General features: G+C 63.1%; 20 protein-coding genes and 1 pseudogene. 12 read left to right on the top strand and 9 right to left on the bottom strand.

The window, feature by feature from the left end; translation table 11 throughout:
• Nucleotides 1–3 precede the first annotated feature (3 nt).
• Both V1293_RS13605 and V1293_RS13610 read right to left on the bottom strand, forming a co-directional pair.
• Nucleotides 4–903, bottom strand: coding sequence for a carbohydrate ABC transporter permease (locus V1293_RS13605; protein WP_334510245.1), 900 nt, complete (start codon nucleotides 901–903; stop codon nucleotides 4–6).
• Nucleotides 900–2276, bottom strand: coding sequence for an ABC transporter substrate-binding protein (locus V1293_RS13610; RefSeq protein WP_334510248.1), 1377 nt, complete (start codon nucleotides 2274–2276; stop codon nucleotides 900–902). Before V1293_RS13610 ends, V1293_RS13605 begins: the two co-directional genes overlap by 4 nt.
• 155 nt (nucleotides 2277–2431) lie before the next feature.
• Here V1293_RS13610 and V1293_RS13615 point away from each other — a divergent pair, with 155 nt between their 5' ends.
• The 11 genes and pseudogenes from V1293_RS13615 to V1293_RS13665 all read left to right on the top strand — a co-directional run bounded on the left by V1293_RS13615 (nucleotide 2432) and on the right by V1293_RS13665 (nucleotide 13317).
• On the top strand, nucleotides 2432–3190 hold the full coding sequence (locus tag V1293_RS13615) for a FadR/GntR family transcriptional regulator (protein ID WP_334510250.1): 759 nt from the start codon (nucleotides 2432–2434) through the stop codon (nucleotides 3188–3190).
• 83 nt (nucleotides 3191–3273) lie between these two features.
• Nucleotides 3274–4347, top strand: a complete 1074-nt coding sequence (locus V1293_RS13620; protein WP_334510252.1) for an LLM class flavin-dependent oxidoreductase — start codon at nucleotides 3274–3276, stop codon at nucleotides 4345–4347.
• An 84-nt stretch (nucleotides 4348–4431) separates the two neighbouring features.
• Nucleotides 4432–4839, top strand: a complete 408-nt coding sequence (locus V1293_RS13625) for a zinc-binding dehydrogenase (protein ID WP_334510253.1) — start codon at nucleotides 4432–4434, stop codon at nucleotides 4837–4839.
• A 29-nt stretch (nucleotides 4840–4868) separates the two neighbouring features.
• The gene (locus V1293_RS13630; RefSeq protein WP_334510254.1) at nucleotides 4869–5450 is read left to right on the top strand and encodes a DUF2889 domain-containing protein; all 582 of its coding nucleotides are present in this window, start codon (nucleotides 4869–4871) and stop codon (nucleotides 5448–5450) included.
• Nucleotides 5451–5766: 316 nt separating this feature from the next.
• Complete coding sequence (locus V1293_RS13635) at nucleotides 5767–6066, top strand: helix-turn-helix domain-containing protein (protein ID WP_334510255.1); 300 nt, start codon at nucleotides 5767–5769, stop codon at nucleotides 6064–6066.
• Nucleotides 6066–8082: pseudogene (gene hyfB / locus V1293_RS13640) on the top strand (hydrogenase 4 subunit B). Before V1293_RS13635 ends, hyfB begins: the two are co-directional and overlap by 1 nt.
• Nucleotides 8073–9029, top strand: coding sequence for a respiratory chain complex I subunit 1 family protein (locus tag V1293_RS13645; protein ID WP_334510257.1), 957 nt, complete (start codon nucleotides 8073–8075; stop codon nucleotides 9027–9029). The pseudogene hyfB and the gene V1293_RS13645 overlap by 10 nt, the downstream one beginning before the upstream one ends.
• Before the next feature lie 5 nt (nucleotides 9030–9034).
• Nucleotides 9035–9697 carry a hydrogenase-4 component E gene (locus V1293_RS13650; RefSeq protein WP_334516717.1) on the top strand — a complete coding sequence of 221 codons (663 nt, stop codon included), beginning with the start codon at nucleotides 9035–9037 and terminating at the stop codon, nucleotides 9695–9697.
• Entirely contained in the window at nucleotides 9694–11145 is a 1452-nt protein-coding gene (locus tag V1293_RS13655; protein ID WP_334510258.1) for a hydrogenase 4 subunit F, read from the top strand. The genes V1293_RS13650 and V1293_RS13655 overlap by 4 nt, the downstream gene beginning before the upstream one ends.
• A gap of 12 nt (nucleotides 11146–11157) precedes the next feature.
• Nucleotides 11158–12669, top strand: a complete 1512-nt coding sequence (locus V1293_RS13660) for a hydrogenase large subunit (RefSeq protein ID WP_334510260.1) — start codon at nucleotides 11158–11160, stop codon at nucleotides 12667–12669.
• A 114-nt stretch (nucleotides 12670–12783) separates the two neighbouring features.
• On the top strand, nucleotides 12784–13317 hold the full coding sequence (locus V1293_RS13665) for an NADH-quinone oxidoreductase subunit B family protein (RefSeq protein ID WP_334510262.1): 534 nt from the start codon (nucleotides 12784–12786) through the stop codon (nucleotides 13315–13317).
• 6 nt (nucleotides 13318–13323) lie between these two features.
• On the opposite strand, the gene V1293_RS13670 is transcribed toward V1293_RS13665, so the two are convergent.
• Nucleotides 13324–13650, bottom strand: a complete 327-nt coding sequence (locus V1293_RS13670) for a helix-turn-helix transcriptional regulator (protein ID WP_334510264.1) — start codon at nucleotides 13648–13650, stop codon at nucleotides 13324–13326.
• 182 nt (nucleotides 13651–13832) lie between these two features.
• Here V1293_RS13670 and V1293_RS13675 point away from each other — a divergent pair, with 182 nt between their 5' ends.
• Nucleotides 13833–14579, top strand: a complete 747-nt coding sequence (locus tag V1293_RS13675) for a class I SAM-dependent methyltransferase (RefSeq protein ID WP_334510266.1) — start codon at nucleotides 13833–13835, stop codon at nucleotides 14577–14579.
• A 30-nt stretch (nucleotides 14580–14609) separates the two neighbouring features.
• Here V1293_RS13675 and uxuA read toward each other — a convergent pair whose 3' ends face one another.
• From uxuA to V1293_RS13705, 6 genes are all read right to left on the bottom strand, one after another.
• Nucleotides 14610–15800: a mannonate dehydratase gene (uxuA, locus tag V1293_RS13680; protein WP_334516718.1), complete on the bottom strand. Its 1191-nt coding sequence runs from the start codon at nucleotides 15798–15800 to the stop codon at nucleotides 14610–14612.
• Between the two features lie 31 nt (nucleotides 15801–15831).
• Nucleotides 15832–16878 (bottom strand): L-idonate 5-dehydrogenase, encoded by a 1047-nt coding sequence (locus tag V1293_RS13685; protein WP_334510268.1) that lies wholly within the window; start codon nucleotides 16876–16878, stop codon nucleotides 15832–15834.
• Nucleotides 16875–18281 (bottom strand): TRAP transporter large permease, encoded by a 1407-nt coding sequence (locus V1293_RS13690; RefSeq protein ID WP_334510270.1) that lies wholly within the window; start codon nucleotides 18279–18281, stop codon nucleotides 16875–16877. The genes V1293_RS13685 and V1293_RS13690 overlap by 4 nt, the downstream gene beginning before the upstream one ends.
• A 4-nt stretch (nucleotides 18282–18285) precedes the next feature.
• Nucleotides 18286–18864 (bottom strand): TRAP transporter small permease, encoded by a 579-nt coding sequence (locus tag V1293_RS13695; protein WP_334510272.1) that lies wholly within the window; start codon nucleotides 18862–18864, stop codon nucleotides 18286–18288.
• Nucleotides 18865–18948: 84 nt separating this feature from the next.
• Entirely contained in the window at nucleotides 18949–19857 is a 909-nt protein-coding gene (locus tag V1293_RS13700) for a sialic acid TRAP transporter substrate-binding protein SiaP (protein WP_442894347.1), read from the bottom strand.
• 149 nt (nucleotides 19858–20006) lie between these two features.
• Entirely contained in the window at nucleotides 20007–20744 is a 738-nt protein-coding gene (locus V1293_RS13705; protein WP_334510277.1) for a FadR/GntR family transcriptional regulator, read from the bottom strand.
• Nucleotides 20745–20839: the final 95 nt, after the last annotated feature.

A 20839-nucleotide genomic window follows, 5' to 3' on the forward strand; every position in this document is an offset into this window, starting at 1 on the left:
CACTCATGCCATGGCCTCGCGGCGGCGGCCCATCCACACCACACCGAGGCTGACGGAGACGACCAGCAGCAGCATCACGACCGTGACCGAACTGGAATAGCCGATTTCGTTGAAATCGAAGGCGAGCAGATAGGCGTAATAGTTCGTCACTTCGGTGACGCTGCCCGGCCCGCCGCCGGTCAAGAGGAATACCAGCGGGAAGGCTTTCACGCTGTCGATCAGGCGAAACATGCCCGAGATAACCAGGATGGGCGTGATGAAGGGCAGCGTGATGTAGAAGAAGATCTGCAACCGGTTGGCGCCGTCGACCAGCGCCGCTTCGGAAAATTCATCCGGAATGGTTTGCAACGCGGCCAGCACCATCAGAAATGTGAAAGGAAGCCATTCCCAGGTGTCGGCGATGATGATCGCGGTCAGCGCAAAATCGACGCTGGAGGTCAGCGACGGCATTGCGATGTTGAGCAGGCCAGCGGCGTAGTAGAGCGGGCTGATATCCGGCGTGTAGATCAGCTTCCAGATGATCGCCACCACGATCGGCGGCAGCACCATCGGGATCAGGAAGAAAGTGCGGGCGAATTCCACGACGCGCGACTGCGTGTGCAGCAACAGCGCCAGCAGCATGCCGAGCAGAACCTGAAACAGCACGCCACAGAACGACAGCTTGGCCTGCACCCACAGCGAATTGACGAAGCGCGGGTCATCAGGCAGCAGGCGATAGTTGCGCAAGGGCGAACTGAAGTCGGTCGACGAGCCCGGATTGACCAACTGGAACGGCGTCAGGCTGGTCACGACCAGATAGATCGCGGGCAGGCCTGCGATCATGAACAACACGATCAGGCTCGGCGCCAGCGCGAAAGCGTTGAAGCGGCGGCGCTCGGCGTCGACCAGTCCTTTTCCGCTCAAAGCGCAGTCCCGGCCCGGCGCATATTGGCAATCGCCTGCTCCTGCGCAGCGTTCATCGCCGCCTGCGCCGGAAGCTGCCTGGTCGCCACCTGTTCGAAGGCCTTGTTGAGGACATCGCCCACGATCGGGAATTCCTTCACGGTGCGATAGGCCATGTAGTTCTCGCCCTTGGCCGGCAATCCGAGCACCTCGAGATAGAGCGCGCCGAGGTCCTGACCGTTGACCGTGTTGAGCTTGCGATATTCCTCGCTTTCGATGACGGATCTGCGGCAGACGGAGGAATGGCCGTGCTCCTTGACGAGCCGCATCGAGATTTCCGGGCTGAGCGCCCATTTGATGAATTCCCAGGCCGCCTTCTTGTTCTTGGCGTTTTTGGGAATGCCGAGCCCCTGGCTGTTGGCGGCCGGGAAATCACGCACCGGGCCGGCCGGCATCCGCACCACCCGCGCGGTGTCCTTGACCTTGCTGTCCCCGGACATGAGGATCGGCGTGATCCACGCGCTGGAATGAATGAAGATGTTGGAGCGGCCGGTGAGCAGCGCTTGCCGCGCCTGATCCTCGGTATAGGTCAGCACGCCCTTTGGCGCATAGTTCTTCAACAGGTTCGCGTAGAACTCGATCGCCTGGATAGCTTCCGGCGAGTTCAGCGCCGGCATGATGTCGGTGGGTGGATTGCGAAAAATGTTGCCGCCAAAGCCCTGGATGTAGGGCGGCAGGCACCAGTGATGAAGCTGGAAGCTGACGAGACCGGTGACGCCGTCGGTGCCGTTGATCGCGGCGCAGACCTCCTGCAGTTCAGCAAAGGTCTTTGGAATCTTCAACCCCTTTTTCTCCATCAGGTCCATACGGGAGAGGCCCATCACCATGGCGCCGCCTTCCCATGAATAGCCGTAAGTCGCGCCCTTGGTGTCGCGGTAAGGCACCTGCGCGCCTTCGACGAAATCCTTCGGCTTCCACTCTGCCGGGGTCAGGTTGGGATCGCCGGTGAATTCATCGAGATTGGCGAGCAGCCCCGCCGCAACCCAGCGCGCGGCGAGAATGAAGGTGACGTTGACGAAGTCGAACGCCGAGCCGCCCGACGATAGTTCCAGATTGGCCTGCTGGTTGTAGACCGGAAACGCCGATAGCTGCAGATCGACCTTCATGCCGGTCTGCGCCTCGAACTCCGGGATGTAGTTCTGCAGCAGGGTGAAGAAGCGGTGCTGGAACGACGCGCCGCGCAGCGTGACGCCGGCAAACGGTTTTGCCTGGGCGATGACGGGCATCGGAAACGCTGTCGCGCCAAGAGTGGCGCCAAGGGTGGCGGCGCCGGCCTGAAGCAGCTTCCGGCGGCTGACGGCTGCGGATTTATGGCCCGAATTCTTCTTGGTCATGGCGCCCTCCCTGACGATCTTTTTCCGACAATATGACCGACATAAAATAGACTGTCAAAAGGAGGCTTCTCTCAGACTAGCTATTTTTATGGTATGAATTGACATCGCATCGCAATAAAGCAGACAATATTATTTCAAGGCTTGAGGGTCACGATTTGCCCAGGGACGCCGAACTCCGCCAGTCCAACACCCACGTCGCGCGCGAAATCGCAAAACTCATCGTCTCCGGCGTATGGCACGAGGGCTGGACACTGCCGCGCGAAATCGAGCTTGCCTCGAAATTTGGCGTCAGCCGCACCTCGATCCGGGAATCGCTATCCGTCCTCAAGGCGAAAGGCTTGATCGCGGCGCGGCAGAAGGCCGGCACGCATGTGCGCGAGCGGATCAACTGGAACATGTTGGATGCGGAGCTTCTGGAGTGGACATGGGCGTTGCGGCCCACGGAAGAGTTCGCCCGTCAGCTCACGCAGGTGCGGCGGATCGTCGAGCCGGAGGCCTGCGCGATCTGCGCCGAGCGCGGCTCGGATGCCGATCTCGCCCGCATCGAACGCGCCTATCGCGAGATGGACGCCGCCGGAATGGACAGCCGCGCCTATTCCGAGCCCGACCTCCGCTTTCATCGCGGCATCCTGACCGCGACGGGCAATGATTTCCTGGTTGCTTTCGGCGCCACCGTCGAAGCGGCGCTTCGGATGTCGTTCGATCTCTCGACGCTGAATCCGGGTGCGCCGCGCAAGAGCCTGCCCTATCACCGCGCCATCCTCGACGAGATATGGGCGCGCAATTCCGATGGCGCGCGGCGCGCGATGCACCGCCTGATGGACCTGACGGAGCGCAATATCACCTCGGCGCTGTCACGCCGGCATGGCGAAGCGATGGCGGCAGCGGATGCCAGCCGTGAGCACGACGCGTAACGGAACGGCCCTAAACGCTTGCTTTCCCTTGGTGTTGTGCGGTTTCATTCCAGGCAAACATCAAGCGACCTCAGGAAACACCCATGCCCGCAAGAATCATCGGAATGATCGGCACCCGGCAGGAAGGCGTCGCGGTTCACCTGATCAAGGGACAGATATCGCGCCAATGGGTGATCGACTTCACCCGCCTGCACGAGCAATGGAACTATGATTCTGTTCTCGTTGGATATTATGCTTCCGCCGCCGAAGGTTTTGCGATTGCGCTTTACGCAGCCGACCACACCGAGCGGATCAAGTTCCTCATCGCGCACCGGCCGGGCTCGGTGGCGCCGGCGCTTGCCGCGCGGCAGGTCGCGACCTTCGACCAGCTCACGCAAGGCCGGATGGCGCTGCACATCATCGCCGGCACCAGCGACGCAGACCAGGCCAGCGAAGGCGACTTCCTGCCCAAGAATGACCGCTACCGCCGCGCCGGCGAATATCTGGAGGTGATGCGAAAACTCTGGACCAGCGACAGCCCGATCGACCACAAGGGCGAGTTCTACCGGGTCGAGGGCGGCTACTCCGACATCAAGCCCCATCAGCAGCCCTGCCCGCCGCTGTTCTTCGGCGGCTCATCGGAAGGCGCGCTGGAAATGGGCGCCAAACATTGCGACGTGTTCGCGATCTTCGGCGAGCCGCTCAAGGAGACACGGGAGCGGGTCCAGGACTTCCGCCGCCGCGCCGCTGCCTTTGGGCGCAGCGTCGGCTTCAACATGTCGCTGCGGCCGATCATGGCGGCGACCGAGGGCGCGGCGTGGGACAAGGCCAACGCCCTGCTGGCGGATGTCGAGCGCAAGACCGGCGCCGCGCCGCAGCCGACCAACCATTCCGCCGAACGCCTGCTCGGCTACGCCGCGCGCGGCGACGTCCATGACGAGCGGCTGTGGATGGGAATCGCGCGCGCCACCGGCGCACCCGGCAATACGTCGTGCCTGGTCGGAACGCCGGAGCAGATTGCGGCGGCGGTGCTGGAGTATTACCGGCTCGGCATTCATTCGTTCCTGCTGCGCGGTTTCGAGAATCCGCACGACACGATCGCGATCGGCCGCGACCTCATTCCACTCATCAAGCAAGGCGCGCTTGCGATCGACCGGCAGGCCGAAGCAGCCGAGTAGACTTCACCCGAAGAATTTGCGGACATCTCAAGATGCCGGCCTAATGCATTGGAGTCCAAGAAGAAAACGCATGAAAGAAATTGCATGAAGGCCGTGGTTGTCGACAGCCACAACTCGATCGACGGCATCTCGATCAAGCAGATCGATACGCCCGGCATTTCCAACGGCGAAGTCCGCGTCGCGCTGAAGGAACTGACCGGCGGGCGTGGGCGGCATCTGGTCGTAGGCTTCGCCTCGGGCACCATTCCGGCACTGGCCTTCAACCTGCCGCTGCTCAAGGGCGGCGCGCTGCTCGGCGTCGATCTCGCCCAGATCCAGAAGCGCGAGCCGGATACGCATGTGCGCCTGATGGCGCAATTGTTCGACTGGCTGGCATCGGGCAAATTGCAGCCCGTGGTCGGCAAAGTCGTGCCGTTCGAGAATTTTCGCGAGGCGTTCAAGACCATGCACTCGCGGTCGGCGCTCGGCAAGATGATCGTCAAATTCAGCTGAAGTGACGCATCAATGCAGGATACGAACTGATGCCTCTGGAAAATAGCAGTAAATCGCGCCGCCTGATGCATACGCGGTCGATCGAAAGCGAAGGATTTCTGCGCGACGATGGCCTTTGGGAAGTCGAGGCGTGGCTGCGCGACACAAAACCCTTCACCCAGCGCGCCGACCGTTTTCGCGGCGAACTGAAGCCGGGCGATCCCGTACACGATATCGGCCTGCGGCTCGCCATCGACGACGGCATGACCATCCGCGAGGCGGAAGCGATGATGCGCGCCACGCCCTACCCCACCTGCGTCGAAGTCGAGCCGATCCTGCGGCGCCTGATCGGCGAGCGGGTCGGCCCGGGCTGGCGCGAAACGGTGCGGCGCAAGATCGGCCGGCTGGAAACCTGCACGCATCTGATGGAATTGCTCGGCCCAGCCGTGACCACGCTGTACCAGACCATGTCCTACGGCAAGAAGCCGCAAGGCCGCGACACGCTGGAGAACCAGCAGAACTCCGGCGAGCGTCCGTTCTTCATCGGCGGCTGCCATTCCTGGCGCACCGACGGCCCGATCGTCGCCGCGATGTTCCCGCAGTTCGCGACCAAGCCGGCGGCGAAAGACTAGATCGGGATGGGTTAGAGTCGAATCGATTCGCCGTTAGTGCGAAGCACTAACGATCTCGTGTCCCGGACACCGTGCAAAGACCCTTCGGCGGTACACCGCAGGGGCCAGACACAAAATCGCTAAAACAACCCCATGCAAAGTAGAATGCGCCCGGCTCGCAGCACTCACGCCGCTTGCGTCCAGGGCACGAGTGACCCCCGGGCACACCCCTCAGAATAGATATCTGAGATATCACTTATTGACATATTAGCATCAATACTTAGGATGCAGGAATGACCTTTCATATTGGTCCGAGCGTCGCCGGCGAGGCAGACTGATGATCACTGCGGCTCAATTGCGGGCTGCCAGGGTGCTTCTCGGCATCGATCAGCGGCGGCTCGCGGAGCTGTCGGGGCTTTCGGTGCCAACCATTCAGCGGATGGAAGCGAGTGAGACGATGATTCGGGGCAACGTCGATTCGCTGGTGAAGCTGATCACCGCGCTCGAGGATGCCGGCATCGAATTGATCGACGACGGGGCGAACAGCGACGGCGGCGGACGCGGCGTGCGGCTCAAGGCCGGCTCCGGAGATCGCGCGGAAAACAAGACATCGAGCGCAGCGAGGGCGCGCAAATAATGTCGGCCGTCGCCCTGCAAATGGTCTGTGTCGCCGGACTGCTCGGGTTGCCCGCGCTGGCGATCGTTCTGAGCCGGTCGAAGATCTCCACACCTGTCATCTACGGCGCGACACTGGCCGTATCGGCGATTGCAATGGCCGGCGCGTTGCGCTTCCTGGTCGGCGGCGCCGCTGATGCCACCACCCTCACCCTGCCGGTCGGTTTGCCGTGGCTTGGCGCGCACTTCCGCCTCGATGCACTGGCCTCGTTCTTTCTCGTCGTCATCAATCTGGGTGGGGCGTCGGCAAGTCTCTATGGCCTCGGCTACGGCCATCATGACCCCGCACCGCACCGCGTGCTTCCCTTCTTCCCCGCCTTTCTCGCCGGCATGAACCTCGTGGTGCTGGCCGACGACGCCTTCTCCTATCTGCTGTGCTGGGAGTTCATGTCGCTGGCATCCTGGGCGCTTGTCATGGCGCATCATCGCGAGCCGGGCAACGCCAGGGCCGGCTACGTCTATCTCGTCATGGCCAGCTTCGGCACTCTCGCGCTGCTGCTCGCCTTCGGCTTGCTGGCGGGGCCGGCGGGAGATTACGGATTTGCGGCCATTCGCGCCGCGCAGCACACGCCCCATGCCGCGACGCTGGTGCTGATCCTGATGCTGCTCGGCGCCGGCTCCAAGGCGGGCCTGGTGCCGTTGCATGTCTGGCTGCCGCTCGCCCATCCCGCGGCTCCGAGCCACGTGTCCGCGCTGATGAGCGGCGTCATGACCAAGGTCGCGATCTACGGCTTCATTCGCGTCTTGTTCGATCTGCTGGGACAGCCGAGCTGGCCGGCCAGCGCGATCGTGCTGTTCCTCGGCAGCATCACCGCCGTCATGGGCATCCTTTACGCCATGATGGAGAAGGACCTGAAGCGCCTCCTGGCCTACTCTACCATCGAGAATATCGGCATCGTCTTTGTCAGCCTCGGCCTTGCCATGGCGTTCCAGGCCAATGGACTGAAGGCGGCGGCGGCGCTCGCCTTCACGGCCGCGCTGTTTCACGCACTCAACCACTCCTTCTTCAAGAGCCTGCTGTTCTTCGGCGCCGGCGCCGTGCTGACCGCGACGGGCGAGCGCGACATGGACAAGCTCGGTGGTCTCATTCACCGCATGCCGTTCACGAGCTTCGCCGTTCTCGTCGGCTGCGTCGCGATCTCGGCGCTGCCGCCGTTCAACGGCTTCGTGTCGGAATGGCTGATCTTCCAGGCGGTGCTGCAAAGTCCGGAACTGCCGCAATGGGCGCTGAAGATCATGGTGCCCGCGGTCGGCGCGATGCTCGCTCTCGCTGCCGCACTGGCCGCGGCGTGTTTCGTCAAAACCTACGGCGTGACGTTTCTTGGCCGGCCGCGCGCCACGGCCGCGGAAACCGCCTCCGAAGTCGACCGCTTCTCGCTCACGGCCATGTCCATCCTCGCCGTGCTCTGCCTGCTCGCCGGAATCCTGCCGGGACTGGCGATCGACGCGCTTGCGCCGGTTACGACTCAAATCCTCGGCAGCCGCATGCCGACGCAGGCCAGTCAACCCTGGCTTTCGATCGTGCCGATTGCCGAGAGCCGCAGCTCCTACAATGGACTGCTGGTGATGGTGTTCATCACGGCGGCCGCGTCGCTGGCGGTCTATTTCATTCATCGCTTCGCCTCCCAGTGCGCTGCGACGCGGACCGGCCTGGGGTTGCGGTTTCTCCGACGCGACGCCCGCCGCGCAATATTCGGGCGTGAGCTTCGCCCAGCCGATCCGCCGCGTGTTCGGCACGCTGGTGTTCCACGCCCGCGATCACGTCACGATGCCGCCGCCGGGAGACCTCCGTCCGGCGCGGCTCAGAATTGAACTGCACGATATGGTTTGGAACGGAATGTATGCGCCAATTGCGGATGCCGTCGGCTTTTCGTCCAGCCGACTCAATCGCCTGCAGTTCCTGACCATCCGGCGATACCTCAGCCTGGTTTTCGCCACCCTTGTCACGCTGCTGCTGGTGCTCGCGATATGGTCGTGATCTCGGACATCATCGTGCAAGGCGTGCAGATGTTGCTCGTGCTGCTGCTCGCCCCGCTCCTGACCGGCTACGTGCGCAAGATCAAGGCCCGGCTGGTGCGCCGTCAGGGAGCCTCCGTCTTTCAGCCCTATCGCGATCTGCTGCGCCTGATGCGCAAGGAAGTGGTGCTCGCTGACAACGCGTCGTGGCTGTTCCGCGTGACGCCCTACATCACCTTCGCGGCAATCTGGGTTGCCGCGGCGCTGGTGCCGACCTTCGCGACCGGGCTGCTGTTCAACTGGACGGCCGATCTCATTGCCATCGTCGCGCTGTTGGGAAGCGCGCGTTTCTTCCTCGCGCTCGCCGGGATGGACGTCGGCACCAGTTTCGGCGGCATCGGCTCCAGCCGCGAGGTGATGATCGCAGCGCTCGCCGAGCCGGCGATGCTGCTGATCGTATTCTGTCTGGCGCTGGTCGCCGGCTCGACGCAACTCTCGACCGTCTCGCACTTGCTGGCGTCGTCCTATGTCGGACTGCGGGTGTCGCTCGGCATGGCGCTGGTCGCACTGTTCATGGTGGCGATCGCGGAGAACGCGCGCATCCCCGTCGACAATCCGGCGACGCACCTCGAACTCACCATGGTGCATGAGGCGATGATCCTGGAATATTCGGGACGCCATCTCGCGATGATCGAACTCGGCGCATTCCTCAAGCTGCTGCTCTACGTCTCGCTGATTGCCTGCGTGTTCTTCCCCTGGCAGATCGCGCTCTACGGCAGCGGCGCGTTGTCCTACACGATCGGCGCCGGCGCCTATGTCGTCAAGCTCGCGCTCGCCGGCTTCCTGCTCGCGCTGTTCGAGACGGCCACGGCAAAGATGCGGGTGTTCCGCGTCCCGCAATTTCTCGGAGCGGCGTTCATGCTGGGCCTGCTCGGCACCCTGCTGCTGTTCGTCTCGAGGAGTTTCTGATGCAAATGCACAGCCTCGCCTTCGACGTTTCCCACACGCTGGCCGGCGGGCTGGTGCTGATCAGCCTGATGATGCTGTATCAGGACCGTCTCTATTCGCTGCTCAACGTATTCGCGCTCCACGCGCTGGTGCTGTCGCTCTCGGTTGCCTGGCAGGCCTTCATCCAGGACGCGCCCCATCTCTATGTCACCGCCGTCATCGCCCTGGTGTTCAAGGCGATCGTCATTCCGGTGGCACTGCACCGCATCGTCAAGCAGCTCGGAATTCACCGCGACATCGAATCCGCGGTCGGGATCGGTCCGACCATGCTGGCCGGAATGGGCCTGGTCGCGCTCTCGCTGGTTCTCATGTTGCGGGTGACGAGCGACGCCGACCCGCTGGCGCGCGAGGATCTCGCCTTTGCGCTGTCGGTGGTGCTGCTCGGACTTCTGGTCATGGTGACGCGCCGCAACGCGGTGAGCCAGGTTGTCGGATTCATGTCGCTCGAAAACGGACTGGTGCTGGCGGCGACTGGCGCCAAGGGCATGCCGCTGGTCGTCGAGATCAGCGTCGCCTTCTCGATCCTGATCGCGTTCATCGTCATCGGCATCTTCCTGTTCCGAATCCGCGAACGCTTCGATTCGGTGGACGTCTCCGCGCTCGACGACTTCCGGGGCGAACGCAGATGAACCTTTCTTTCTTCAATCCCGTCACGGCCGTCCTGCTGATCCCGATCTGCTCGGCGGCGCTGCTCGCGATCCTGCCCGGCTACCGCATGACGGCACGGCTCAATGTCGTTGCCAGCCTGGCGACATTCCTGTCTGCGCTCTCCTTGTTCGTGGTCGAACGCCCCGCCCCCGGGCCTTACGTGCTGATCGACGACCTGAACATCGTGTTCATCGTGCTCAATACCTTCGTGGGATTCACCACCAGCATCTTCAGCGCGAGCTATATCGCGCACGAGCTCGAAAGCGAGCGGCTGACGCCGGCGTACCTGCGCTTCTACCATGCCATGTATCAGATCATGATGTTCGGCATGAACCTCGCGTTCGTGTCGAACAATATCGGCCTGATGTGGGTCGCGGTCGAAGTCGCGACGCTGACGACGGTGCTGATGGTCGGCATCTACCGTACCCACGCCGCGCTGGAAGCGGCCTGGAAATATTTCATCCTGGGCAGCGTCGGCATAGCGCTTGCCCTGTTCGGCACGATCCTGGTCTACATGGCCGCGCGCCCGGTGATGGGCGAAGGCCAGGACGGCATGGTCTGGACGCTGCTGGTCGAGCGCGCAGCAAACTTCGACGCGGCCCTGCTCAACGTCGCCTTCGTCTTCCTGTTTCTCGGCTATGGCACCAAGGTCGGCCTCGCGCCGCTGCACGCCTGGTTGCCCGACGCGCATGCCGAAGGTCCGACGCCGATATCGGCTGTCTTGTCGGGCCTGCTGCTGAACGTCGCGCTCTACGCGCTGCTGCGCTTCAAGATACTGCTCGCCGCCAACCCGGCCTCGATTGCGCCCGGGCCGCTGATGGTGACGATGGGCCTGGTCTCCCTGATCTTCGCGGCCTTCATGCTGTACCAGCGGCGCGACATCAAGCGGCTGTTCGCCTATTCCTCGATCGAGCACATGGGCATCATCGTGTTTGCGTTCGGCATGGGCGGGCCGCTCGCCAATTTCGCCGGGCTGCTGCACATGGTGATGCACAGCCTGACCAAGTCGGCGATCTTCTACGCCGTCGGACACATTTCGCAAATCAAGGGCACCCAGCGGATTTCCCGGATCCGCGGCCTGACCGTGACCCATCCGGCGCTCGGCTGGGGGCTGGTGGTGGGCGTGGTCGCTATCGCCGGACTGCCGCCGCTCGGGATCTTCATGAGCGAGTTCCTGGTCGTGAGTTCGACCTTTGCAAGGCAGCCGTTGCTGGCGATCGTGCTGGTATTCGGGCTGCTGCTGGCGTTCGGCGCACTGACGTTGCGCCTGACGAGTGTTGCCTTCGGCGAGCCGCGCGGCAGTACGGCCCCGGCCGACGCCTCGTATATTCCGATGTTTGCGCATCTCGCGCTGGTGTTGGGCGCCGGGATTTATCTTCCCGCCCCGCTGGTGGTCTGGTTTCAGCACGTGGCTCAGCTCCTTGGATAGGAACGAAATGAAATGCCGTCGCTGATCGATCTGACGCTGGAGGGCCGCAAGGTCGGGCAATACGGCCCGTGGCCGCGCGTTGCGGTCGATACTTCGGTATGGACATTTGCGGCGAGCGAACTGACCCACGGACGCTGGAGCCTGCTCGGCCTGTGGGGCGAGCCCGCAACGGTGCACATGGCAATCATGGATGGACAGACCGCGGAGATCGCGGTCGTCAGCCTGGATTGCTCCGACCGCACGTTTCCTTCTGTCGGCAGGCATCATCCGCCGGCCTTGCGGCTGGAACGCACTATCAACGACCTGTTCGGACTATCCGCCCAGGGCTCGCCCGATGCCCGCCCCTGGCTCGACCACAACCGCTGGGGCGTGCGCTACCCATTGGGAGATCGCATCGACGCATTGCCGAAGGCGGCGCCCTACGGTTTCCTGGCGGCCGAAGGCGACGGCCTGCACCAGATCCCGGTCGGTCCGGTGCATGCGGGCATCATCGAGCCCGGACATTTCCGCTTTACCGCCAGCGGCGAGACCGTGGTCCGGCTGGAGCAACGGCTCGGCTACGTCCATAAGGGCATCGACGCGCTGATGACCGGCGCCAGCGTCGCGCGCGGCGTCCAACTTGCGGCCCGTACGTCGGGCGACAGCACCGTGGCTTACGGCTACGCGTTTTCGCGCGCGACCGAAATCGCGCTGGATCTCGCCGTGCCGGACCGGGCCGTGTTCCTGCGCGCGCTGCTGGCAGAACTTGAGCGGCTCGCCAACCATCTCGGCGACATCGGCGCGATCTGCAACGATGCCTCCTTTGCATTGATGCACGCGCATTGCGCGATGTTACGCGAGGGCGTGCTGCGCGCAGCCGGAACCGCGTTCGGCCATCGCCTGATGCGCGACATCATCGTGCCCGGCGGTGTCAGCCGCGACATCGGCAATGGCGGGGCGGAAACCATCCAGGCCACGCTGGACAATATCCGCCAGCGCTTTCCCGCGCTGGTCGAACTCTATGACAACACCGCTTCGCTGCAGGATCGTACCGTCGATACCGGAACGCTCAGGCCGCCGCTCGCCCAACAATATGCCGCCGGCGGCTATGTCGGCCGCGCCTCGGGCCGCTCGTTCGATGCACGCCGGACGCTGGCCTATCCGCCCTACGACAGCCTGCGTTTCGACGTGCCCGTTCTCAACGAGGGCGACGTCAATGCACGCGTCTGGATCAGGATGCGCGAGGTCGAGCAAAGTCTGTCGCTGATCGACCAGATCCTGAGCCGGCTTCCCGAAGGCCCGACCTACAAGGACGTCCCGCTTGGAGGGGAAGTGCGGGAGGGCATGGCGATCGTGGAGGGATTCCGCGGCGATGTTCTGGTCTGGTTGCGCCTGCGCAATGGCCTGATCGAGCGATGCCACATGCGCGATCCGTCCTGGTTTCAATGGCCGCTGCTGGAAGCCGTGATCGAGAACAACATCGTCGCGGACTTTCCGCTCTGCAACAAATCGTTCAACTGTTCCTATTCGGGCCACGATCTCTAAGCATGATCCCGGAAAAGTGGGTACCGGTTTTCCGAGAGGATCATGCTCAAACAAAAAGGATAGAGCGAGATGACTGTTCGAAGAAGAGTCATCTCGCTCTAAGGAAGCCACGCGATGCGCAAGCTGCTCTTCGAAAGCGTGTTTCGCCGGCCGCTCACCGAGCGGGCGCCATCGCCCGATGACGCCGCCGTGGCGGAGCTTGCAACCGCGCTCGGGCAGGCCGCGCGACGACGGCTCGGCCGGAGCCTGTCGATCCGCGAGGTCGATGCCGGATCCTGCAACGGATGCGAGCTGGAAATTCACGCGCTCAACAATGCCTATTACGACGTCGAGCGGTTCGGCCTGCGGTTCGTCGCCTCGCCGCGTCATGCCGACGTCCTGATGGTGACGGGACCGGTGACGAAAAATATGCGCGAGGCACTACAGCGCACCTATGATGCCACGCCCAATCCGAAATGGGTCGTGGCGGTCGGAGATTGCGCGCGGAACGGCGGATGTTTTGCCGGCAGCTATGCGGTCGTGGGCGGCGTCTCCGAGGTCGTCCCGGTCGACCTGCACATTCCCGGCTGCCCGCCTGCCCCCACAGCCATGCTGCAAGGATTGCTTGCCCTGCTCGAGCGCGCGGACACGGGCGCCGCTACATCGTGAGAAACGCTATCGAACCCGTTCCAGCACCCTCTTCGGGCGGCGGACGGTCTTGCTCTTTGACTTGGGGGTTGTCTTGGGGTTTGTGACATGTTCCCGAAGACGCACCCCTCGCCCGCCTGTCGCGCTTGCGGCGCCCGGATTGATCAGCTCTATCCCGGCGCTCTCGAGCGCGGAAACCAGTTTCATCAGCGAATCGACGTTGGCGCGGATCACGCCATCGCTGGCTTCCATGCGCTGGATGGTCGGCACCGAAAGATCGGCCAGTTCGGCCATTTGCCGCTGATCGATGCTCAGAAGCGCTCGCGCGGCCCTGAGCTGATTGGCGGTAATCATGGAGGCGGTTCTCCCGGTTTTGAAACGGATATATCTATCCCATCTAAATTACCGTCTCAAGCATCAACTTAGAGGTTCAGCATATCAACCGGGAGACTACATGGCCTTAGCACGATTGGCATCCGATCCACGACATGATAAACGATGTATCAAACATCCTATTTAATGCATGGTGAGACAAGGTGCGGCTGCTGGGGCGCTATCAGGGCAGGAACGGCGCAATCGAGATTGTCGAATGCTCCGCGGACGGAACGCGGATCTATTTCGAGGAAGGCATCAGGCAGAGTCAGGCCACACCCGACGGCGAGAGCGTCTTCAGCTACGTCAGGCTCATGGACGAGCTGCTGCATCGCGCGACGAACATTCTGGTCCTGGGATGCGGCGGCGGGAATCTCGCCACCAGGCTGGCACGTCTCGGAAAAGACCTGACGATCGTCGACAATAATCCGATCAGCTTCGTGATCGCTCAGAGATATTTTGGGCTGCCGGACGGATTGCCGCTGGTGGTGTCCGATTTCCGGAAATTCATTCTCGACGACGATCTGCTTTACGATGGAATCGCCATCGATGTCGGAGGTCCGGATTTTTGCTTTGATGACGAATTCGACGTCGAGACCTGCGACGCCATCCGCGCGCGGTTGACGCCCGGTGGCCGCATCGTCATGAACGTCTTGGTCGCGAACGACATCGACCCGGTACCCGATCGCATCGCCGCACGGCTTGCCGGCGACCGGCTGGGAGCGTGGATCATCGACGAACAGGGCGTCCAGGATCGAAATGCGATCATTGCATGCGTGCCGGAAAAGCAGTTGAACGCGCGTCCGGCGCTCGCCGAGGTGATGCAAAACAGCCTCGAGCGATGGTCGACCCGGCGAGGCAGATTGCGCGGCCGCGACCTCGGCGCGATATATTCCACCGCTGACAGGTAGCCAGCCGCGCCGAGAAAACGCTCCCCTCAGTTAGCCGGCGTGTTCGATGGCGCGGATGGCACCGCGCAGTTCGGCGAGCCCGCGCAGGCGGCCGATCGCGGTATAGCCGGGATTGGTGCGCTTGGTTTCCGCGAGATCGTCGAGCATGCGATGGCCGTGATCGGGCCGGAATACGATCTGGTGGCTGGACGAACGCTTCCTGTTCTCGGCAAGCAGCGCCTTGAGCACCGCGATCATGTCGACGTCGCCGTCGAGATGATCGGATTCGAAGAACGACAGGCCGTCGCTTTCCCGCTTGGTCGCCCGCAGATGGGCAAAGCCGATCCGTGGCGCAAAGCGCTTGGCCATGGCCGGCAGATCGTTTTCCGCGCGCACGCCGAGCGAGCCGGTGCAGAAGCAGATGCCGTTGGCCTTCGAGGGCACCGCGTCGAACAGCGCCTGATAGTCTTCCGCCGAGGACGCAATGCGCGGCAGGCCAAACAGCGGCCGCGGCGGGTCGTCCGGGTGCAGCGTCAGCGTCACGCCGAGGGATTCGGCGACCGGCGTCACACGCGCGAGGAATTCGCTGAGGTGCCGGCGCAGCACCGCGGAATCGATACCGCGATATTGCTGCAGGCGGTCGCGGAATTGCGGGATCGTCAGCGGATCCGTCGTGGAGCCCGGCAGCGCGCTGGCAATGTTGGTGACGAGGACATCGATATCGGCCTGCGTCATCCGCGAATAGGCCTCCTTGGCGCGACGCTGCGCGGCCTCGGAATATTCGGCCTGCGCCTCGGGGCGCTCCAGGATATGCAGATCGAACGCCGCGAACCGCTCCTGGTCGAAGCGCATTGCCTTGGCGCCGTTCGGCAATTCCCATTCGAGATCGGTGCGGCACCAGTCCACGACCGGCATGAAATTGTAGCAGATGATCTTGATGCCGGCGGAAGCCACCGCCTCGAGGCTCGCGATCCAGGTCTCGATCGAGCGCGTCGCCTTGCCCCCGAGCCGCTTGACGTCGTCGGGAATCGGAATCGATTCCACCACCGACCAGGTCAGCGGTGAGCGGCCGGGCTGGCTGTTCTCGATCAGGTTCTTGCGCTCCTCGACGGCGGCGCGCGTCCAGGCTTCGCCGATCGGCACCTGATGCAGCGCCGTCACCACGTCGGTCGCACCGGCCTGGCGGATATCGTCGAGCGATACGGGATCATTGGGCCCGTACCACCGCCATCCCTGCAGCATCATGCAAGATCTCCTGAAACGAAAAATGCGATCACGCCGTCAGCACGACCTTGACGCTTTGCGAACGGTCGAGCGCCAGCCGCACCGCGTCGGGCGCGACCGAAAGCGGGCGCTGGGCCGTTACCAGCGAAAGTACGTCGACGCTGCCATCGGCGATCAGTTCGACCGCGGTGAAGAATTCCGCTCCGAAGCGGAACGAGCCGCGCAGGTCGATCTCCTTGGCCATGACAGCATTCGCCGGCACCGGGATCTGCCCGCCCGGCAGATTGCCGACCTGGACCACGACGCCGCCGCGCCGGACGACGCCGATCGCGCTTGCAAGGCCTGCGGCCGTGCCCGAGACTTCAAACGCGACATCGAACGGGCGCGCCGCAGCTTCCGCCTTCAGCGCCTCCTCACCGCCGGAGATATCGACGACATGGTTGGCGCCAAGCTTCGTAGCAAATGCCAGCGGCGCCGCCGCGATATCCACGACGGTCGTCTCCGCGATCCCTGCGCGTTGCGCCGCCAGCATGGTCAACAGGCCGATCGGACCGGCGCCGAACAGCACCGCGCGCTTACCCCTAACGTCGCCGGCGCGGGCGACGGCGTGCAGGCACACCGCCAGCGGTTCGGCGAGCGCTGCCGCCTGATAGGTCACGTGGTCGGGAATCTTCACGCACTGCGCGGGAATGGCGTCGAAGTAGGACGCAAAGCCGCCCTGCATATGCGGGGTCTTCGAGGCCGATCCCATGAAGAAGATGTTTTCGCAGAGATTAGGCCGGCTCTCGCGGCACGGCTTGCAGTGACCGCACCAGCGCGACGGATTGAGGGCGACGCGGTCGCCGACCTTCACGCCTGGCGCAGAGTCTGCGATCTCGACCACCTCGCCCGCGATCTCGTGGCCGAGCACGAGCGGCGAGGTCACCACGAAATCGCCGGTGCGGGCATGGCGGTAGTAATGCATGTCGGAACCGCAGATGCCGCCGGCGCCGAAACGGATGCGAACCATGCCCGCGGCGAGCGGATCGAGCGGCCGCTCGACCATGCGCAGATCTTCCGGGCCGAACAGCGTTGCGGCCAAAGCCATCGATGTCATTTTGAGAGTCCCATATATTTAGGTAGCCAGAGCGTCAGTTCCGGGATGTAGGTGATGGCGATGAGCGCCAGCAGAAGCGGCACCAGCCACGGCAGGATCGCCATGGTCGTGCGCTCGACGGAAAGCTTCGCCACGCGGGCGAGCACGAACAACACCATGCCGAGCGGCGGGTGAAGGAGTCCGATCATCAGGTTCAGCGTCATGATCAGGCCGAAATGGATCGGATCGATGCCCAGTTTCAGAACGATCGGCAGCAGGATCGGCACCAGAATGGTGATGGCGGCGATGGTGTCGATGAAGCAGCCGACGAACAGGATCAGGATATTGGCGAGCAGCAGGAATACCCATTTGTTCTGGGTGATCCCGAGTATCACGTCCGTCAGCGTCTGCGCCGCCTGCGACACCGTCAAAAGCCACGCGAAGATCGAGGCCGCGGTGACGATGAACAGCACCGATGCCGTGGTCTCGATGGTGTCGAACGTCGCCTTGGCAACGGTCTGCAGCGTCATCGAGCGATAACGCACCAGCCCCAGGAACAGCGACCAGATCACGGCAGCCACCGCAGCTTCGGTCGGCGTGAACCAGCCGAGTGTCATGCCGCCGATCAGGATAACCGGCGCCATCAGCGCCATGACAGCGGAGAAATCGAAATACCAGTCGAGCGCGAGCAACGCGACGAGCCCGATTCCGACCGCCATGTTCACGGACATCCCGGCGACGACCAGGAGCCAGACCACCAGCGGGAAGGCCATGACGATGAAGATCTCGAGAGCGGCCGAGCCGATTTGCGGCCAGGAGAACGGCGAGTCGCTGCCCCAGCCGTTCTTGTGGGCGAAATAGGCCACGGTCGCCATCATGGCCAAAGTCATGACGACGCCGGGGATCACGCCGCCGAGAAACAGCGCGCCGATCGAGACGTTCGCCATCATGCCGTAGATGACGAACGGCAGCGACGGCGGGATGATCGGACCGAGCGTGGCGGACGCCGCTGTCACGCCGACGGCGAACTCGGTGGAGTAGCCGTGATCCTTCATCGCCTTGATTTCGATAGTGCCGAGCCCTGCGGCATCCGCGATCGCGGTGCCGGACATGCCGGAAAAGATCACGGAGCCCACGATATTGACGTGACCGAGGCCGCCGCGCATCCAGCCCACCAGCGCGACCGCGAATTTGTAGATGCGTCCCGTGACGCCCGCGATGTTCATGAGGTTGCCGGCCAGAATAAAGAACGGCACGGCGAGCAGCGGAAAGCTCTCGACGCCCGCGATCATGCGCTGCGCCAGCGTCACGTCAGGCGTGATGCCGGTGACGAGAATGTAGACCAGCGACGATGCCGCCATGGACAGCGCGACCGGCAGGCCGAGCAGCATCAGCAGCAGAAATCCCCCAAGCAGCAGCAGCATCGCCCTACCCTTCCGTTCCGTCGAATGCGCCGGGGCGCTCCAGGATGGAGTAGCCCCGCCGCCAGTTCTCGACCGCGATCTGGATCGCGCGCGCGAACATCAACACGAAGCCGAGCAGCACGGCGTAATACACAAAACCCTTTTGAAACTTGATCGTGGTCATCCGCTCGTCACCGATGATCTGGATGAATTGCCAGACCAGCTTGATCGCATAGCCGAAGAACGCGATCCGAATGAGGTCGATCGCGGTCGACAGCGCGCGCGCCGGCAGATGCGGCAGATAGCGGAACAGCAAATCGACCTGGATGTGCCGCGACAGCCGCACGCACATCGCCGAGCCGATGAAGACCACGCCGATCAGGCAATAGGTCGCGATCTCCTCGGTCCAGGCATAGCTGTCGTTGAGGACATAGCGGGTGAAGAACTGCAGGAACACTGACAGCGCCATGATCCAGAAGATCGCGAGCGCGAGCCAGTCCTCCGTGGCGTAATGACTGAGGTCGGCGCCCTTGGGGACCTCGTCCTCGAACGTATGGGCGATCTCGTCCGCCGTGATCTGCTTGTGCACTTCAACCGTCGACATGCGCCCTCCCCGAACTGGCGTTTGAGAAGCTGCGTCCGTGCCCGCCGCCAAAATCGCGGCAGGCACGGACGAAAGCCCAACCGTTTATTTCACCGCCTGGATGCGTTCCCAGTCGGCCTTGCGATAGTCGAAGCTCTCAAAACTCACGGTCTTGAGCACGGTGTCGCGGAACTCGTCCTTGTTGACCTCGGTCACCGTCAGACCCTTCTGCTTGAAGAAATCGACCAGCTTGGCTTCGTTGGTCTTGATCTCGGCGGTCGCCTTCGCCGCCGCTTCCTGCGCGACGTCGGTGAAGATCTTGCGGTCTTCCTCGGACAACTTTTTCCAGAGCGCGCCGGACATCACGGTGTTGAGATGATCGACGATGTGGCCGGTCAGCACGATGTGCTTCTGCACCTCGTAGAATTTCTTGGCCTCGATGGTGGTGAGCGGATTTTCCTGGGCCTCGACGGTGCCGTTCTGCAGGGCGAGATAGACCTCGGCAAACGCAATCGGCGCGGTATTGGCGCCGCAGGCGCGCGGCATCGCAAGATAGGCCGGCACATCAGGCACGCGAATCTTGAGGCCCTTCATGTCGGCGCAGGTCTTGATCGGCTTGTTCGACGAGGTGTGACGCACGCCGTAGTAAGTCACCGCCAGGATGCGATGGCCGGTCTTGTCCTCGTAGCCCTTCGTAAGCTCCTTGAAGACGTCGCTCTTGGTATAGGCGAGGAGATGATCGGCGTCGCGGAAGGTGTAGGGATAGTAGGTCACGCCGATCGGCGGGAAGCTCTTGGCCGCAAAACTCGAGCCCGAGATGATCATGTCGACCGAGCCCAGCGAAAGCCCCTGGTTGATGTCGGTTTCCTTGCCGAGCTGCGAGGCCGGATAGACGTCGATCTGGTAACGCCCATTGGTGCGCTTGCCGATTTCGCCGGCGGCCCAGACGGAAGCGGTGTGGAACGGCTCAGACGTTTCGTAAACGTGGGCCCATTTGAGCTTGGTCTGCGCCATGCCCGATGAGGTCGCGGCCAACAGCGCCGCTGCGGACGCCGCGAATGCAATCGTCAATTTCTTGAACACGTGAATTCCTCCCTTGCTACAATTTGCTTTTGTTACCCAACCGGCCCGGCATTTTGCCGGCTCGTTCGAATTCTCATCGCTCAGCCGCTCCTTGCGCGAACGCGGGAGGCAGACGAAGCTTCGGTTCCGAAATTTTGCGCGAAACGCGCCTGCGAGCGCGCCAGGTGCTCGCGCATCGTCACGCGGGCCGCATCGGGATCGTGCACGGCAATGGCATCACGGATCGCGCGGTGCTCGGCCAGCGCCGCATTCCAGGATTGCGGATTCTCGAAATAGTGCGCGAGCTTGGCGAAGTATGGATTGAGCCGCTGGTCGAACAACTCGCCGACCACACGGACCAGCACGGCGTTGTCGAGACATCCGGCTACAGCGACATGAAACGCGCGGTCATGGATCATCGAGGCCTCGCCCGGATGCTGCACCTTGGCCATCGCATCCAGCGAAGCGTCGATGCGCGCAATGTCTTCGGGTGTCGCGACCCTCGCCGCCTGTTCGGCGATGGCGCCTTCGATGAATTCGCGGGCGCGCAGCAGCTCGAACGGGCCCTCGATCTCGGCCGCCGCCGACAAGGGCGGTGCGAGCGCCGCCGGTTCGCTGACATAAATCCCGGAGCCGACGCGAATCCGGACCCGGCCCTCGACTTCCAGGGCGATCAGGGCTTCGCGCACCGTCGGCCGCGAAACTTTCAATTGTTCGGCAAGATCGCGCTCGGTCGGAAGCCGGCTGCCCACGCGGTATTCGCCGCTGTCGATCAAGGCACGGAGCTGATCGGCAACCTGGCGATAAAGACGTCGCGCTTCCACGGCTTCGAGCGGCACGCTCGGCTCTCCCTGACGATCCCCTGAAGTGATCGATTTTTCTTGCTTTGATCGGGCCCAGGCCAATAAATCGGCAATATTGGCCTTACCAATTG

It is taken from the genome of Bradyrhizobium sp. AZCC 1693, assembly GCF_036924745.1.
Lineage (GTDB): Bacteria > Pseudomonadota > Alphaproteobacteria > Rhizobiales > Xanthobacteraceae > Bradyrhizobium.